The sequence below is a fragment of the Altererythrobacter sp. H2 genome, from assembly GCF_035319885.1.
Classification (GTDB): Bacteria; Pseudomonadota; Alphaproteobacteria; order Sphingomonadales; family Sphingomonadaceae; genus 34-65-8.
This window is the reverse complement of record NZ_CP141285.1, coordinates 1,815,435-1,830,301: the sequence shown is the minus strand read 5'-3', so window position 1 is coordinate 1,830,301 and position 14,867 is coordinate 1,815,435. Positions and strand designations below refer to the sequence as shown.

Genomic DNA, 14,867 nt, shown 5'->3' with positions numbered 1-14,867 from the left:
ACACCATGGGCCGATCGGTCAGCTATCCCAGCGGCGCCATCGTCGCGTTCACCCTGCTCGAGGTCGATGACGAAGAGGACTGGGACTTCGAATATGAATGGCTGCGCGCGGACCTCAGCGAGCGCGCTGCCGCAGCCTTTCCGTCGCTAGAAGCCCACGATGGCTGGCGTGGCCGTGAGGACCGGATCCTCAGGCGCAATGCGTTCGCCGACTTCGGTGTCTCGGTCTACGGTGGTCTCGTTGCCGTATGGGTCGTTGAACGCGATGACGGGGCCTATTGGGACGATGAATGGCGCACCGCCCGGAGCCCCCGGGCGCAGCAATGGCTTCGCCAAATCGCGCCCCACTTCGACGCGCTGTTCGGCGACTGCGATTGCCTCGGGCATATGTCGAACGGGGAGGGCGTTTACCGCAAACGTGCCGCCTGACACCGAGCCGGTCGCACCAGCGTTTGCACTGCACCTCCCGATCCTGGCGGGACAGCGCAGCTCATGGCTCGCACCATGCGAGAGAGGCCCTGGGCCAGCCGGCGGCGCCCGCGCAACCCGGCTTGGCCAGGCCCGTGTTGACCGGTCCCTGCGGGACGCGGCCTGCCCGCGCCAGCCTGTCCAAGCGGGTTTCCCTTCGGTGCGCGTGTCCGCCCAAAGCTGGCCCTGATGGGCTCTCGCTGGCGCAGCCAAGAGCGGCCCGCGTCAGCCTCACGCCAGTCAGGAGGACACGCCCATGCATGCCAGTTTTGCCGACCAGCTCGCCGGTCTCGATCTCGCCGGTTTTTCGATCGGTCCCGCCCCGGTTTCGAGCAGCGATTTTCCAGTTCGCGAAGCCGTCGTTCAGACGCTTGAAGCGGTCTGGTCAGATCTCTTCGCGCTTGTTTCCGGGACCGCGCTCGAGGCCGACGCCGAGGATCTTGGCTGGGCTTTCGTCAACCTGTTCCACCGCTCCGCCGAGCGAAAATCGACCGCGCTCGACCGCGCCACCGACGAAGTTCGGGCGCTCATCGCAACCGCCGATGGCTCCGAAATCCACACCCACGAACTCGAAACTCAGGTCGAGTGTGCGCAATGCGCTGAAGCCGCCATGCTGGCGCTCGAAGAGATGCGAGAGATCGCGGCAAGCCTTTATCTCAACGAGTTCGGCTCGTCCTGGAAGCCAGTGTCGAGTTCACGCTTCAACCACGGCGCGATGCTGACCTCGGCGCTGGTCGAGGGGCGTGATTTCCTGCGCGCCCGGGCCGAGGCCAAGCGCCGCGCGGCGATGCCCGAGGGCACGCCGGTCGTGTTTGCCGGTGGACGCACCCGTCACCCCAGCGAAGCCGACGCACTCGCCTTCGCCAACAACATCTGGGCGACCCTCGACAAGGTTCGCGATCGCGTTCCCGACATGGTGCTGATCCATGGCGGCGACACCAAGGGCGTTGATCGCCTGGCGTCGAGCTGGGCCGAGCGGCGCAACATTCCCCAGGTGACCTTCTCGCTCGACATGCGGCTTGGTGCCCGCGCGGGTTTCAAGCGCAACGAGCGCATGCTTTCGCTCGATCCGAGGTACGTCGTCGCCTTTCCGGGCAATGGCGTCCTCGAACGCCTGGTCATCGAAGCCAAGTCACGGCGGATCACCGTCGTCGATCGCCGCGGTCCGCTCGGCACCAGCCCCAAGTCGGGAGCCCATTCGCCCAATTGAAGGTCGATTGGCCTTTGCGCCAGCGCCCCGGCGGCGCTGGCGTAGCTGTTGAAGAGGGGAGGTGAGCCCTTGTGCCGGTGGATCATGCGGAGGGCCGCACGACCGTACAGCACAGGAGGATTTCATGATCAGCCCCAGCATCGCGCTTGCCGAATTTACCGAGCAACAGGCCACCAATCGCGCCCGTGTCACCAGCGAAATCGACCGCCTCAAGCGCGCGGTGATCGCACCGCTGCGTCACCATGGCATTGTCTCGGTGGAAGTCGCTTTCGACGGATGCGGCGACAGCGGCGCTATCGAGGACATCGCTTGTCGGGACGCCAGCGACACGGCCGTCGACCTACCTGAAGAGTTCTCGGTTTGCGTCGAGGAAGACGGGGCCGATCCAGTTCAGACGACCCTCAAGCAAGCGCTCGAGGACCTCGCCTATGCCGCGCTTGAACTCCATCACCCAGGCTGGGAAATCAACGACGGTGCGGGGGGCGCGCTCGAGATCGACGTGACGGCCGAGACGTTCATGCTCGACTGCAAGCTGCGCTACACGGCGTACGACGACCACTACACCGAACTGTGAAGGAGGTCGTCATGGCACATTGCTATTACCATGCCCTGTCCTCGGTCCGAAAGTGGGGCGGGGCGGTCGAAGACTACCTCGCGCTTCACCAGTGGTTCGATCAGTCCAAGGCCATCTTCGCCGATCCCCGGCACCGTGCGCTGCGACACCATGCCGAGGGCATTTTCATGCTCGAAACCCTCTTCGGGGCAACCATCGTCAATGCCGACGGCCGCATCGTGCCGGTGCGTCTGGTTGGCGAGCAGCACGTGCGGGAAGACCTGGGCTCGATCCCCTCCTTCGCCGACTGGGCGCGCCTGATAACGCCGCAAGCCTGGATGCTGCGTGGAAATCGCCTGGACGAACCGGATCCGGTGATCGGCGAAGATCTTGCCGATGACGGCGCAGTTCCGTCAAGCAGTCCTACCAAGACGGGGCGATCGGTCCGGGTCGAAATATGAGCTACCGCCGGTGGTGGAATGGGCCGCTTCGGCTTTGGCCACGCGGGAATAAACAAGGGCTGGGTCAGGTTCCCATCAAGGTGTCCGGGACCAATCCGGCTCTGGGGCAAACCTGTCCTGAAGCAGCCCCGTCGAGACGCGCAACCCGGATCAGGTCCGGCCGAGTTGCCGGGCTACGCCCGGCTGCCCGCACCACCCGAACCAGATCCAGGTTTCCCTTTGGTGCGCTTCGCCGTGGGCCGCTTCTTCGTCGGGTTTGCAGCCGGGATGGACCCGGAGTGCTCGATCAGGAGAAGACCCATGACCAATCTCGTTATCCTCGTCGGCCGCATCGCTCGCGACCCCGAAGCCCGCACCACCCAGGGCGGAACCAGCATCACGTCGATCTCGGTGGTGACCGATCGGCCCGCCCGCAAGGACGGCAAGACCTACAAGGACGAGAACGGCTACACCGTCAAGGACAGCGAATTTCATCGCGTCACCTGCTTCAACGGGCTCGGCCAGAACGTCGCCAAATACTGCACCAAGGGCCAGCTGGTGACGATCGAGGGCCGCATCCACTACACGCAGTGGGAGGACCAGAGCGGCACCAAGCGCTACGGCTGCGAGATCATCGCCGACAAGGTCGACTTCCTCACGAAGGGTGGCCGCTCGAGCAGCAATGAAGGGGCGCCCGACATCGACGAGGACTGATCGTTATGCCCGACGACAAGGCCCCGGTGGCACCCGCCATCGGGGCCTTTTCTTTTGCTCGCCGGCATTGGCGGCGGCGCGGGGCATCGAGCCCGCGCGCCGCCGCTGGTGACCGACTACCTCGCCGCCAGACGCTTCAGAGTTTCGTCGATCCCGAGGGTCATCGACGCCTGAACGACCCGTTTGAGCTGCGCCGGTTCGATCGTCTCGGCGCCGCATTCGACGAGTATCTTGCCGAGTTCAGTCGCGGCTTCATCGCGAAGCCGGACCTCCTGCGCGTCGAGTTCGAGACGCTGTTCGCGCAGTTTCTTGAGTGCATCCCGAGCACTCGGTTTGGACCTGGCCATCAGTGTTCCTTTCGGTGGCCGTGGGTCCCCTCCGCCGCCGACAATGTCAGTCGTCCGCGCTGTAGGAAATCGGTTTCTGCGCTGATCGTGCGCCTGGGCGGAGAGGTTGGAGAGGTCTCTCTCGCAGAAGTCCGATGGTGATGTGGGCTTTGGGGCCGCGTCAAGGACGACGGGGCCCCACCATTTTTCCGGGCAAGCCCGAAAAAATCGTGACCCCCATCGCCGCTTCGCGGCCGCGCGTGCCGCGCGGTCCCTGACCCGGCCCGTCGCCCACATCCACGCAGCTCCTGATGCGACGCATCGAACATCAGGAGGTTTTGACATGTACGTTTCGATGAACATTGCCCACGGGGGTTTCCACGCCGATCAGGTGGCCTTCGTTGCCGCACTGGATCAGGCCCATGCCCGGTCCTTTCACAGCTACTTCACGCAGTACGTCCTGACCGATGACGAGGCGGGCTACATCGCGGTCGACGAGGGCGATTACGGCGCACTTCCGGCCGGGATGTTGGACCGGGTCATCGACACCGTACCGAGCAAGCTGAGCGACGAAGCTTGAGCACATTCGAAAGGAGGAAGTCCGCACCGGGCTTCCTCCTTTTCTTATGCTCGGCGACCTGATCGCGGCGCCAGGCGATGATCAGACCGTCTGGTCCTCGCGGTCCATTGCCTCGAGTCTCTCGGGCATGTCGAGCATCTTGATCGCCGCCGCCGAGATCGCCTCGGCCATCGTCGGATAGGTTTCGGCGGAGCTGATCGAGACCCAGCCGTCATAGCTGACGGTCGCCTGAAAGCCGTTGCCCTTGGGTGTCGCGGACAAGGTCACACTGGCCATTGTCGCTCTCCATGACGGTGGAAGTTGTCCGCGATCATACCCCGGATTTCGCATCTAGCCCAGCGTCGATCAGGCCAATCCTTCACGTGCAGGATGGCGCTTCCATTCCGCTGGAAGATCGTTCCTTGGGGCTGCGGGATAGGTCGGATCAGCTTGCTGGTCTTACTCCAAAAGCGGGGAACAGGGGGCACACCGTACGCGACAGGTCGCCGTGGATTTTGCAGGCATATCACTGAAAATGCGGTCATTTTTTCTCCAAATCGAAAAGGGCAGCTTCTCCGTCAGATATGACGTGGCTCCTTCGCCTTACGTGGAAGTGACCGCATCTCCCGGCGCAACCGCGGAAGCGCGCGCCTCTCGATGTTCTTGACATGTTCTTAGGAATGACTTAGACCCTGCATTGCCTTTCGCAGTGCGCACCGGGCTCCTGACCACAAGGAGTCCGTGCATGACACGGCCAATCTGTCTCCAGGTTTACATCTCCAGCGAGCTCAGTTCACTGATCCGCAAGGCCGCCAAAGCCAAGGGGATCAGCATGAGCGAATGGGTTCGCTCGCTGCTCGCCAATGCCTGCGCGGAGGAAGATCCGATGCTCGAACGGCTCGATCTCGCCTATGCACTCAATGCCCATATGGCACAGGGCCTGACGTCCGATCGGGGGATCGCGGTCATGGACAGCCGGGAGCGTAATCTGGCGAACCAGCAAACCTTCCTGGTGACGGTCACCCGCTTGCGCGATGGATTGACGCTGTTCGTCGATAACGCCGGCAAGCTCGAGGCCGCAGTCGAACGCAATCCGGGAATGAAGCGCTCGGCTCTCGAGACCGTCGATCTCCTGCGCGACGCCGCCGCGCGAGGCCAGGCGAAGGACCGGGCGCCGGCACCAGCACCTGCGCGCGAACCGCCGGAACTGGACCGCTCGCTCACCAAGCCTTTCGAGATCGGAATCTAGGCGGGGCCAATTTTGGGCAATATGTGTTCGGAATCATCAACTCGCTTTCTGATGCGAATACCCCCATACGAAGTTGCCTGTGCAAAATCCTAGGCTAACATTCGGCTTGATTGGGCTAAAAGTACCTAGGGGATTAGATTGAAAATTATCAATTGCGGTAAGGGCCTACACGAACGCGAGGTGAAGGGCCTTGAGAGCCTCGCCTCCTTACCTCCGCACTGGTTTGCATACACCAACCTCGATCTTGCCACTGCCCCCGGGGCAAGCCGCGAGATCGATGTAATCATTGTGGCAGACGACCGCATCCTCGTGGTCGATCTCAAGGACTGGTTCGGCCCGATCGAAAGCCGCGAGGGTCACTGGTTCAACGCTGGCCGCGACCATGGTCCGTCGCCGGTAGCTAAAATCTCGGCAAATTCCCGTCAGGTGTTCATCCAACTCGAGGCCCACCTCAAGCGCCACGCCAAGGGCACCAAGCCGATCGTCCCAAGGGTGCAGGGTCTAGTGGTCCTCACCAAGGCTACGGACCTTGCTGGTATCTCGGAGACCGAGCGCCAAGCGGTGATGCCAGTGGCCGCGTTCACCTCGACTCTTAAGTCGGTCCCAAAGCGCATCGAGGTGTTCGGTAAAGCACCGCCAGCCGGCGTGCTGACTTCGGCCGAATGGAAGGACCAGCTGTCAAAGTTCTTCAATGTCACCAAGGGCGTCTTCGTCCCAGGCCGACGAACCTATGGCGGATTCTACGCAACATCCGCGGCCCCTGTTTTCGAACATCCCGAGGGCATCTTCGCCGAATTCGAGGCGAGCGACGAGCGACAATCGCCAACCCTCGGCGTGCTCCGCCTATGGGACTTTTCCAAGGCGGAAACGCGCTTTCAAACCGAGCAAGGTCGCAGCGAGATCGCCGGTCGCGAGCAGGAGGTGATTGCATACCTTCAGGACCGATGCGAGCAATGCGACAGTGTCATCGTGGACGGTAAGACACGCGATCCCAACTTTGGCGTTCGATACTGGGAGGTTTACGACCGTCGGCGGCGGCTTCACCGCTTGACTGACTTCGCCAGCACAGAGTTGGCAGATCTTGGTCGTTCCGACCGTATCGAGCTTGCCCGACAGTTGCTCGCTTCACTTGATGCGCTCCACCTCGCAGAGGCTGCGCACCTCGATCTTGGACCGCACAGCGTCTGGGTGCAGCGACCGTCCACGATCCGCCTCTCGCACTTGATGGCGGCAAGTTACCCCGATGTCAGGTCGCTCGGAGACTCGCGGTTCCAATTCCTGTCGACGGGCAAGTTGCCCGAGGATCTCTTCGGCGTAGAATCGACCCCAAAACGTCGAGACGTCTTCCTCGCCGCTTCTGCGGTCCACCGCATCTTGCTAGGCACTGCCCCGGCGGTTTCCAGCGGAATTCCCGAATGGGATAACGCGGCCGACAAAACGTTGGACTATCTAGAGTTACACGAATGGCTCGCAACGGCGCTCGCACCCGACCCGTCGCAAAGATTCAAGGACGCCGGCGATGCGCTGACCGCCTTCAACGCGGCTGTAGCCGTCCGGCCAACACCAGCTGAAGTTCTTGAGGGGCTTGAGCGCCATCGCGGTGTGATCAAGAGCCAGATGGCGCTCTTCCAAGCTTACCCGCCTGTCGAAGTTCTGCGCGACGACGAAATGCGCGCCTTGTGGCGTACCAGCAAGGACGGGCGCGAACTCTTGGTCAAGGTCTGGAAGCGCGCCTCTTGGGGCGATCAGAAGAAAGAGGGGCCTCGCATCCTCGACTTCCTCGACCAGCTTGCAGAGCTTTCGGCGATCGAGCCTGAGGGCTGCGCGAAGATCTTGGGGGCGATGTGGCTGGGCGACGCGATCGTCATGGTTCAGGAATGGGTAGACCGGCCCGACCTTGCGTATGTCCTCGCGCAACGGCCAAGCGAGCTCGGCGAGGAGGCCCGCCTCATCCTGATCGAATCGCTCGCCAGGCGGATTGAGGAGTTGCATACACTTCGGCTGGCCCATGGTGACCTCAAGCCCGCCAACATCCTCGTCGATCCCGCGGCGCCGAGCGACCCTGTCATCGTCGACCTTAGCGACTTCACCACAGAGGCCGAGGGCGACACGGTCACTGCGCGTTACGCGCCCGAGAGCGGTGGGCGATACGAGCGCGATTGCTTCGCGGTTGCGGCTATCGCTGAGGAACTCCTCGCGGCGAGCACGTCAAAGATAGCAAGCCGACTGCGCGAGGCGACCGCCAAGGTGCGGAATGACGAACCGGTCAACGCGACCCTGCTTCCCCTGATCGACGTGCTCGCAGCCGGCGAACCTGCCGACCCCGACGTCGCGACAATTCGGCTGACCAGCCCCCACGTCGCCGCAGGCCCCCTGTTGCCCGACGAGGGTCTTTACTTCCTGCGTCGTCCCCCCTGGGGTCGAACGTTGATTATCCGCGGCGCCTGCGAAGAGCTTGAAGTCAGTATCAATGCGGACGGCAAGCCGTTCCGGCTCAACCGGCGCGCGGTCGAGCAGTCCCGGATCAGGCTTTACCAGCGGTTCGAGTTCGGCTCGCTCGAGGCTGCCATCGTCGTCGAAGATGGTCCTGCCAGCCGACTCGAAGACCTCACTCCGGTGCTCGAGCGCGACGACGTCGTCTCGGCCTTAGCACCAGCCCGGCCCAAGGCAAACGAGGCGGAAGCTGACGAGGACGACCAACAACCTGCCGAGGAGCGAGACGTCGTTCCCGGAGAGCCGCCCGAAGACGACCTGATCGAGGCGATCGCTGCCGAGCCGCCGCCCAACGGACAGGTAGATGTAGCGAGGCTCTGGGAAATCCTCGTCGACGCCGAACGGGAGCTGGTTACCTACGGACAGGTCGCCGAAGACAGCGTTTTCGATAGGAATATCAGCCGACACAAGGTCCAGTTCGATCTTCTGAGCGGCTCGTTTGACTATAATCGACGCGACCGGGTCATGGTTGAGCGCGAGGATCGCCGGGGCAACTGGCGGCCCGTTGGCCAACTCGACCTCCAACGATCCAAGCCCGACACGCTGTTTCTTGAAAGCATGCGGCCAGACCAGCGGAACGCTCCACCGCTAGTCGATGAGGGCGACGAGCTTCGTTTTCGCAGTCGCATGGAGGAAACCAGCCTCGATCGCCGCCAAGCTGCGGTCAGGCGGATCGTGGGTCGGACCTCGCGCACGCGCAACCTCATCGGGATTCTCGACCCTCGCACCTCCGCAAGCCCGCAATCGCTCCCCGATCGTCAGCCGGTCGACCGATTGAAGGAACAGTACGCGCTGAATGACCAGCAGGCCGAAGCATTGTCGGCAGTGCTCGCGACTCGTCCCCTTGCCCTTGTCCAGGGCCCGCCCGGCACGGGCAAAACTGTCTTTATCGCGGCACTGGTGCATGCCGCGCTTACCTCCGGGCTGGCACGCAACGTCCTGCTCGCAAGCCAGGCGCACGAGGCTGTCAACAATGCTGCTGAGGCGGTGCTCAAGCTCTTTGCGCGCGCTGGCGAGGTGCCGAGCATCCTGCGCGTCGGCAACGAGGGTGTCGTGTCCGATCGGCTGTTGCCGTTTCACGTCGAGCGCGTCGAGCAACTCCAGAAGGACCGGTTTCGCGCCGAGATGCGTGAGCGCCTTGCCGTCGCGGCGCAAGGCCTGGCTATCCCTGAGGAGCTGACCGACGCGTTGATACATGTCGAACTCGCGGTGCGCCCTGTTGCGGCCCGACTCGCGTCCTTGGGCGAAGACGACAACTCCGCGCAACGCAAGACCGCGCTGCGCGAGACGATTGATCAGCAAGTCGTGCCCCTCGGCCTTGGCGAAATGCTTTCTGCCGACATGCCGCCCGAGCAGATCGTACCGACCATTGTCGCTGCATGCCTAAAGGCGTTGCCGCAGGACGGTCGACCGAGCGCCGATCGTGTCGCGAGGTTCCAGGAGGTCGCCGCGCTGGCTCGCGACTTCGTGGGGACGGTGTCTACCGAACAGCGAAGCCTTGAGACTTTCCTCGCCGGAACCCGCCAGATCGTCGCAGGTACATGCGTCGGTCTTGGCCGATCGGCCTTGGGCTTGACCTCGACGCCCTTCGACCTTGTCATTGTTGACGAAGCGGCGCGCTGCACCGCGAGCGAGCTCGCAGTCCCCATCCAGGCAGGTGCTTGGATCGTCCTCGTCGGCGACCACAAGCAGCTCGAGCCGCAACATCCAGAATTCGTGGTCGACGAGGTTGCCGAGCGCCTAGGGGTAGGAGTTGCCGAGGTCGCGCGGAGCGATTTTGAGCGCGTCTTCGAAACGCCGTACGGCGCCGCTGCGGGTCATACGCTGCGCCGACAATACCGTATGCTCCCGCCGATCGGGGAGATCGTGTCGAAGTCATTCTATGGCAAGCGGCTTGAGCATGGCCGCGCGACACCAATCATTGACCCGATGGCCCTTCCGACCGACCTCAGTGCGCCGGTAACCTGGTTCGACACGGCGCCGTTCGGCGAGCGGGCGCGCCAGGCAGATCCCAATCATCGCAAGAGCCTGACCAATGCGGTCGAGGCCGACGTGATCGTGGCTCTTCTCAAGCGGTGGAGCGACTGCCAATCATTCCTCGACTGGCTCGGCCAGCAGACGTCGCACGCCCACGGTATCGGCATCATTTGCGCCTATTCGGCCCAACGCGACCTTGTCCGACGTAAGATCGCCCAAGCACCGATCCACCCGTCGCTTCGCGTGGCGCTCAAGGTGGACACAATCGACAGCTACCAGGGCAAGGAAAACCCCATCGTCATCGTTTCGCTCGTCCGCAACAATTGGGACGGACCCATGCAAAACGGGTCGAAGACCATTCGGCCGGGTTTCCTTGCCAAGCCCAACCGCATCAACGTCGCCATCAGCCGCGCGATGGACCGACTCGTGATCGTCGGCAGCCTGAAGCGATGGGAAATGGATGGGCCGATGGACCGGATCGCGCGCGCTTTCGCGAGCAACATTGAGGCCGGGCATGCAAGGGAGGTCGACGCCTTGGCGCTGCTTGAGAATGGCGCCGGCACCAACGCCGCCGATGGCGCGCTGGAGACAGTGCAATGACTGACAAGCCACGCAACAAGCTGACGATCGCGCCCATACGAGAAGGTCTTGTTGGCGAGACCGAGGATGGCCCGCTCCAACTGGCCACCTTGGACCTGACGCTGCCCTGCCGCCGATTCCTCGTCGAGCACAAGGTAGCCGATGTCGGTAAGGTATCGGTCACGGCTGAATTTCTGCTTCGCTTCGTGCGGGCCATGGGGACGTGCACCGAGGAAGCCGTCCAGTCCTTTTTCGGCTATAGCCGTCGCGAGATGGCATATGTTGTCCACGAGGTGGAGGACGCCGACTACGTCCATCGCGTCGAGGGGCGCATTACACTTACACCCACGGGGTTGTCGCTGTTCCGGCCCGGCGTCGAGGAGCCGTTGATCTACGAGGTCGAGCGCAAGACCGCGCGCGTTGGTTTCGACCTCATATCGTTGGCCCCTGCCGAGAAGAAGTTCCTGAGCTATTTCGAGCGCAGCCTTCCAGAGCTGCCGCTTGCCGATGTCGAGCGGGTGAGTTCGGCGACGGAGCGGGTGCCATCGTCCTTCCGCCGTTTCTTTCGCGAATTCGCGCCCAAGATTGATCCCACGTCGACGGTGCGACGCACGCTCTATTCGATCGATGGCGTCGCCGCCGAGGAACGCTTCTCGACACTCGTACGCGTTCGGCTGGTCTCTTCAGGGCTCAAGCCGACCATGCCCGACATCGACCTGTCCGAATGGAAGTCGGACTATGATCTGTCGGATCGTGAGGCCGTAGGGCGCGCAGTCGCCGAGATCGTTGAACGAATGGCAGTGCCGCGGCGCGAGGACGATGGCGAAGCCTATCAACTCCTGGTGAACCTCGCGCCCGAATACCTTAAAGAATGGACGCGCCGCGACGGGTTGAGCGTGCAGCGCTTCTATCGGCATGCCTTCACGAGCCATGGCGACGTTCGCGCCGATCGCCCTACAGTGCCGATCATTGGTAGCTTGTTCACGATGGAAAATGCCCGTCGGCTGTTTGAAATCGCAAGCTACGGCCTGCGCAAAACTCGCCATGCCTCGGGCGCAGTCTACTGGGTAGTGCCCCAGGCACCATTGTGGGGCAGCACCTCGATCATGGCCGAGGCGATCGAGCAGTTCCGCGACCGGATCATCCGTACCAACGAGGATCTCGCCCACCGGCAGAATGTTGAGTCGATCGCATTGACCGCGCAGCGCCCTGAGCGATGGGTCAAGGAAGCCTTCACGCGCGAGCACGGGTCAGATGGCCGTGTGTTTCCAGGCGGCTTCGAGATGCTGCTCGTTCCCGGTGCCTTTGTCGCGGCGACTGTTCATGCGCCTATCGGACAGCAGTCGGGCCTGCCGGTCCCGCTTGGTTTTGCCAGCTTCGACCCTCGCGTGTTGGAGCGTGCTGGTGAGCTGCTCTACGCGAATGCAGAAGCGTTCAAGCTCGGCGACATGCTCAAACAAAACCTGATAGTGCCGCCGTCATCGGACAAGATGGAGGATGGCGCAGGAGAGCAGGATGTCGTCCCCGTAGATAAATAACAGGCGCACCCTTCGTTTTGCCGACGGGCAAACATGATTCAGGAATGTTGCAGTTCGCGACTTCGGGAGGTGCCTGCCGGCTAAGTTCGCCGGACTGCACGCCCTCGATCCGCGAGCATATCGCATCACCCGAATTGATCTGTCGTGTTACAGGGCGAGGGCTATGCGAAAGAGGGAGACAGCCCTGCCTATTTCCGGGCGAGCTCGCGCCTATCGGGCAGTCAGGGTTCGATGATCGGGTCATTGTTGCGTGGTATGTAAGCGTGGTCCGTAGGCCGCCTTGCCGATGACGGCATTGCTGCGATGCTTGTCGCTTTCGGGTGGAGCGGCGCGGTGGATGAGGTCGTTGAGCATGTGAGTAGTCATACGAGCAGTCGTATGACTGGTCGTATCGAGGTGATCGCCCGTGTGTCGGGGCGGCGGTTCTGGACCGTCGAGCAGAAGCTGACGATGCTGCGCGATGCCTTCGGTCCGGGTGGATCGGTGCGCTCGGCGATGGAGCGCCACGAGGTGACGAGCGGGCTCCTCTACACTTGGCGCCGCAAGGCGATGTCTGGCCTGCTGCTCGATCCGCCACTGAAGACGTTGCCACATCCTGCAGCAGAGCCCGGCCCTTCCTTCGCCGAGGTGCGCATCGCGGATGCGGTCGCGATCCCGCCGCCAGCGCAGACGCCCTCCCTGTTACCGTCGGTCCTGGAGGTTCCCGGTCGGATCGGGATCGAGCTACCGGGCGGTGTCAGGTTGAGTGTCGATGCGTCGGTCGATGCCGAGGCGCTCAGTCGCGTGCTCGCGGTGCTTGGGCGGTGATCGCGCTGCCACCCACGACGAGAGTGTGGCTCGCCTGCGGCGCGACCGATATGAGGAAGGGGATGTGCGGGCTCGCGGTGATGGCGCAGGAGGTGCTGAAGCAGAGTCCGCACTCTGGCGCCGTCTTCGCCTTTCGGGGCAAGCGCGGCGATCTCGTCAAGCTGCTCTGGTATGACGGCCAGGGCCTGTGTCTGTTTTCGAAGCGGATCGACCGCGGCAAGTTCGTGTGGCCGATGACCCAGACGGGCGTCGCACACCTCAGCGCCGCCCAGCTTTCGATGCTCCTGGAAGGCGTCGACTGGCGTCGCCCCGAGCGGACCTGGCGGCCGGCGTTGGCGGGCTGATAATCGGCAGGATTCAGGGGTTTTTGCTGGCATTTTCGTTGCCGGTCCGGTACAAGTTTTGCGTGTCGGATGAGGCCGCTTCCACCCCCGATCGGGACGCGCTGATCGCCAGCCTTGAAGCGCAGATCGACGCTCGCGATCACGTGATCGCGATGCTCCGCGCCCAGCTCGACCGCTTGCGCCGGATGGCCTTCGGAACGTCGTCCGAGAAGCTCGCGCGCGAGATCGCCCAGATGGAGCTGGCGCTCGAAGAGCATGAGGCCGAAGCGGCCGTCGCGGACGCGCGCGCACCCGATATCGTCATCAAGCCCGAACGGCCAACGCCGGTCCGTTCGCTGCCGCCGCACCTGCCGCGCGACGAGGTCGTCCACGAGCCCGCCACCGGTGCCTGCGCTTGTCCCTCGTGCGGCGGCGAGCTGCGCCGCCTCGGCGCCGACGCCGACGAACAGCTCGACGTCGTGCCGGTCAGCTGGCGTGTCGTGCGCCATGTCCGGCCCAAGTATAGCTGCCGCGCCTGTGAGAAGATCGTCCAGGCGCCGACGCCGCCCAAGCCGATCGCGCGCGGCAAGGCGACGTTTGGCACGCTCGCCCATATCGTCGTCTCCAAGTTCGATCACCACCTGCCGCTTTACCGCCAGGCGGAGATGATGGCCGCGCAGGGCGTCGATATCGATCGATCGACGCTCGCCGGATGGACCGGCCAGGCTGCGCATCTGCTCGACCCGATCGTCAAGCGCATCCGCGAGGAAGGCCTCAAGGCGACCAAGATCCACGCCGACGACACGCCGGTGAAGGTGCTCGAGCCCGGGAAGGGCAAGACGGCGACCGGAAGACTCTGGGCCTATGTCGTCGACGATCGCGCAAGCGGCGCCACCGCGCCGCCGCTCGTCTGGTATCGGTTCACCGCCAACCGCGCCGGCGTCCATCCCAAGCGCGAACTCGCCGGGTTCGCCGGCTTCCTCCAGGCCGACGCCTATTCCGGATTCAGCGGCATCTACGCCGGTAATCGCGTGTCGGAGGTCGCCTGCTGGGCGCACTTCCGACGCGAGCTGTTCGAGCGCCACAAGCAACAGCCCACCGCGCTTACCACCGATCTGCTCGACCGGGTCGGACAGCTCTACGCGATCGAGGCCGAGATACGCGGCCAGCCGCCCGATATCCGACGAAGCATCCGCCAGGAGCGGTCGCGACCGCTGGTGACGGCGCTTCGCGCCGCGCTCGACGACGCGCTCAGGAAGCTCGCGCCCAAGTCGCCAACGACCAAGGCCATCCGCTATGGCACCAAGCGATGGAACGCGTTCACTCGCTTCCTCGATGACGGTCGCCTCGAGATCGACAACAACATCGCCGAACGCGCGATCCGCCCCATCGCGATCGGCAGGAAGAACTGGCTGTTCGCCGGCTCGGAGGCGGGGGGCGCCCGCGCCGCCGCGATCTACTCCGTCATCGAGACGGCAAAGATGAACGGCCTCGAACCGCAGGCCTACATTGCCGACATCATCGGCAAGATCGCCGCCGATTGGCCCGCCGCGCGCTGGGACGAACTGATGCCGTGGAATTGGCAACGACCGATCGATGAACCCATCGCTCAGGCAGCCTGAGCTGCGGTCT

At 63.6% G+C, this 14,867-nt stretch carries 13 protein-coding genes and 1 pseudogene; 12 read left to right on the top strand and 2 right to left on the bottom strand.

Annotation, left to right across the window (positions count from 1 at the left end; genetic code table 11):
* The first annotated feature begins 5 nt into the window (after window positions 1–5).
* From U4960_RS09205 to U4960_RS09185, 5 genes are all read left to right on the top strand, one after another.
* Complete coding sequence (locus tag U4960_RS09205) at window positions 6–428, top strand: hypothetical protein (RefSeq protein WP_324260352.1); 423 nt, start codon at window positions 6–8, stop codon at window positions 426–428.
* A 295-nt stretch (window positions 429–723) separates the two neighbouring features.
* Window positions 724–1,677 (top strand): DUF2493 domain-containing protein, encoded by a 954-nt coding sequence (locus U4960_RS09200; protein WP_324260351.1) that lies wholly within the window; start codon window positions 724–726, stop codon window positions 1,675–1,677.
* Window positions 1,678–1,801: 124 nt separating this feature from the next.
* Window positions 1,802–2,251: a DUF6878 family protein gene (locus U4960_RS09195; protein ID WP_324260350.1), complete on the top strand. Its 450-nt coding sequence runs from the start codon at window positions 1,802–1,804 to the stop codon at window positions 2,249–2,251.
* Between the two features lie 11 nt (window positions 2,252–2,262).
* Window positions 2,263–2,691: a DUF6915 family protein gene (locus tag U4960_RS09190; protein ID WP_324260349.1), complete on the top strand. Its 429-nt coding sequence runs from the start codon at window positions 2,263–2,265 to the stop codon at window positions 2,689–2,691.
* A 300-nt stretch (window positions 2,692–2,991) separates the two neighbouring features.
* Complete coding sequence (locus U4960_RS09185) at window positions 2,992–3,384, top strand: single-stranded DNA-binding protein (RefSeq protein WP_100865749.1); 393 nt, start codon at window positions 2,992–2,994, stop codon at window positions 3,382–3,384.
* Between the two features lie 116 nt (window positions 3,385–3,500).
* Here the strand turns inward: U4960_RS09185 and U4960_RS09180 are convergent, their stop codons facing one another.
* On the bottom strand, window positions 3,501–3,731 hold the full coding sequence (locus U4960_RS09180) for a DUF6437 family protein (protein WP_324260348.1): 231 nt from the start codon (window positions 3,729–3,731) through the stop codon (window positions 3,501–3,503).
* A 322-nt stretch (window positions 3,732–4,053) separates the two neighbouring features.
* Between U4960_RS09180 and U4960_RS09175 the strand changes: the two genes are divergently transcribed.
* A complete protein-coding gene (locus U4960_RS09175) occupies window positions 4,054–4,290 on the top strand; it encodes a hypothetical protein (RefSeq protein WP_324260347.1) in 237 nt (78 codons plus the stop codon).
* Between the two features lie 81 nt (window positions 4,291–4,371).
* Here U4960_RS09175 and U4960_RS09170 read toward each other — a convergent pair whose 3' ends face one another.
* Window positions 4,372–4,566 carry a hypothetical protein gene (locus tag U4960_RS09170; protein ID WP_169493612.1) on the bottom strand — a complete coding sequence of 65 codons (195 nt, stop codon included), beginning with the start codon at window positions 4,564–4,566 and terminating at the stop codon, window positions 4,372–4,374.
* Window positions 4,567–5,149: 583 nt separating this feature from the next.
* Here U4960_RS09170 and U4960_RS09165 point away from each other — a divergent pair.
* The 6 genes and pseudogenes from U4960_RS09165 to tnpC form a co-directional block, all read left to right on the top strand.
* Window positions 5,150–5,518, top strand: a pseudogene (locus U4960_RS09165) (MobF family relaxase); the annotation flags it as partial.
* Window positions 5,519–5,656: 138 nt separating this feature from the next.
* A complete protein-coding gene (locus tag U4960_RS09160; protein WP_324260346.1) occupies window positions 5,657–10,588 on the top strand; it encodes an AAA domain-containing protein in 4,932 nt (1,643 codons plus the stop codon).
* On the top strand, window positions 10,585–12,105 hold the full coding sequence (locus tag U4960_RS09155) for a hypothetical protein (protein WP_324260345.1): 1,521 nt from the start codon (window positions 10,585–10,587) through the stop codon (window positions 12,103–12,105). The genes U4960_RS09160 and U4960_RS09155 overlap by 4 nt, the downstream gene beginning before the upstream one ends.
* A 378-nt stretch (window positions 12,106–12,483) precedes the next feature.
* Window positions 12,484–12,912: an IS66-like element accessory protein TnpA gene (gene tnpA / locus U4960_RS09150; protein ID WP_324260344.1), complete on the top strand. Its 429-nt coding sequence runs from the start codon at window positions 12,484–12,486 to the stop codon at window positions 12,910–12,912.
* Window positions 12,909–13,256 carry an IS66 family insertion sequence element accessory protein TnpB gene (gene tnpB / locus U4960_RS09145; protein WP_324260343.1) on the top strand — a complete coding sequence of 116 codons (348 nt, stop codon included), beginning with the start codon at window positions 12,909–12,911 and terminating at the stop codon, window positions 13,254–13,256. The genes tnpA and tnpB overlap by 4 nt, the downstream gene beginning before the upstream one ends.
* Window positions 13,257–13,318: 62 nt before the next feature.
* A complete protein-coding gene (gene tnpC / locus U4960_RS09140; protein ID WP_431193972.1) occupies window positions 13,319–14,857 on the top strand; it encodes an IS66 family transposase in 1,539 nt (512 codons plus the stop codon).
* The last annotated feature ends 10 nt before the right edge of the window (window positions 14,858–14,867 follow it).

What these genes read in the sequence shown, in the direction of transcription:
- U4960_RS09205 (WP_324260352.1), top strand. Translation starts at nt 6, where the DNA reads ATGGGCCGATCGGTCAGCTATCCCAGCGGCGCCATCGTCGCGTTCACC.
- U4960_RS09200 (WP_324260351.1), top strand. Translation starts at nt 724, where the DNA reads ATGCATGCCAGTTTTGCCGACCAGCTCGCCGGTCTCGATCTCGCCGGT.
- U4960_RS09195 (WP_324260350.1), top strand. Translation starts at nt 1,802, where the DNA reads ATGATCAGCCCCAGCATCGCGCTTGCCGAATTTACCGAGCAACAGGCC.
- U4960_RS09190 (WP_324260349.1), top strand. Translation starts at nt 2,263, where the DNA reads ATGGCACATTGCTATTACCATGCCCTGTCCTCGGTCCGAAAGTGGGGC.
- U4960_RS09185 (WP_100865749.1), top strand. Translation starts at nt 2,992, where the DNA reads ATGACCAATCTCGTTATCCTCGTCGGCCGCATCGCTCGCGACCCCGAA.
- U4960_RS09180 (WP_324260348.1), bottom strand. Translation starts at nt 3,731, where the DNA reads ATGGCCAGGTCCAAACCGAGTGCTCGGGATGCACTCAAGAAACTGCGC.
- U4960_RS09175 (WP_324260347.1), top strand. Translation starts at nt 4,054, where the DNA reads ATGTACGTTTCGATGAACATTGCCCACGGGGGTTTCCACGCCGATCAG.
- U4960_RS09170 (WP_169493612.1), bottom strand. Translation starts at nt 4,566, where the DNA reads ATGGCCAGTGTGACCTTGTCCGCGACACCCAAGGGCAACGGCTTTCAG.
- U4960_RS09155 (WP_324260345.1), top strand. Translation starts at nt 10,585, where the DNA reads ATGACTGACAAGCCACGCAACAAGCTGACGATCGCGCCCATACGAGAA.
- tnpA (WP_324260344.1), top strand. Translation starts at nt 12,484, where the DNA reads ATGACTGGTCGTATCGAGGTGATCGCCCGTGTGTCGGGGCGGCGGTTC.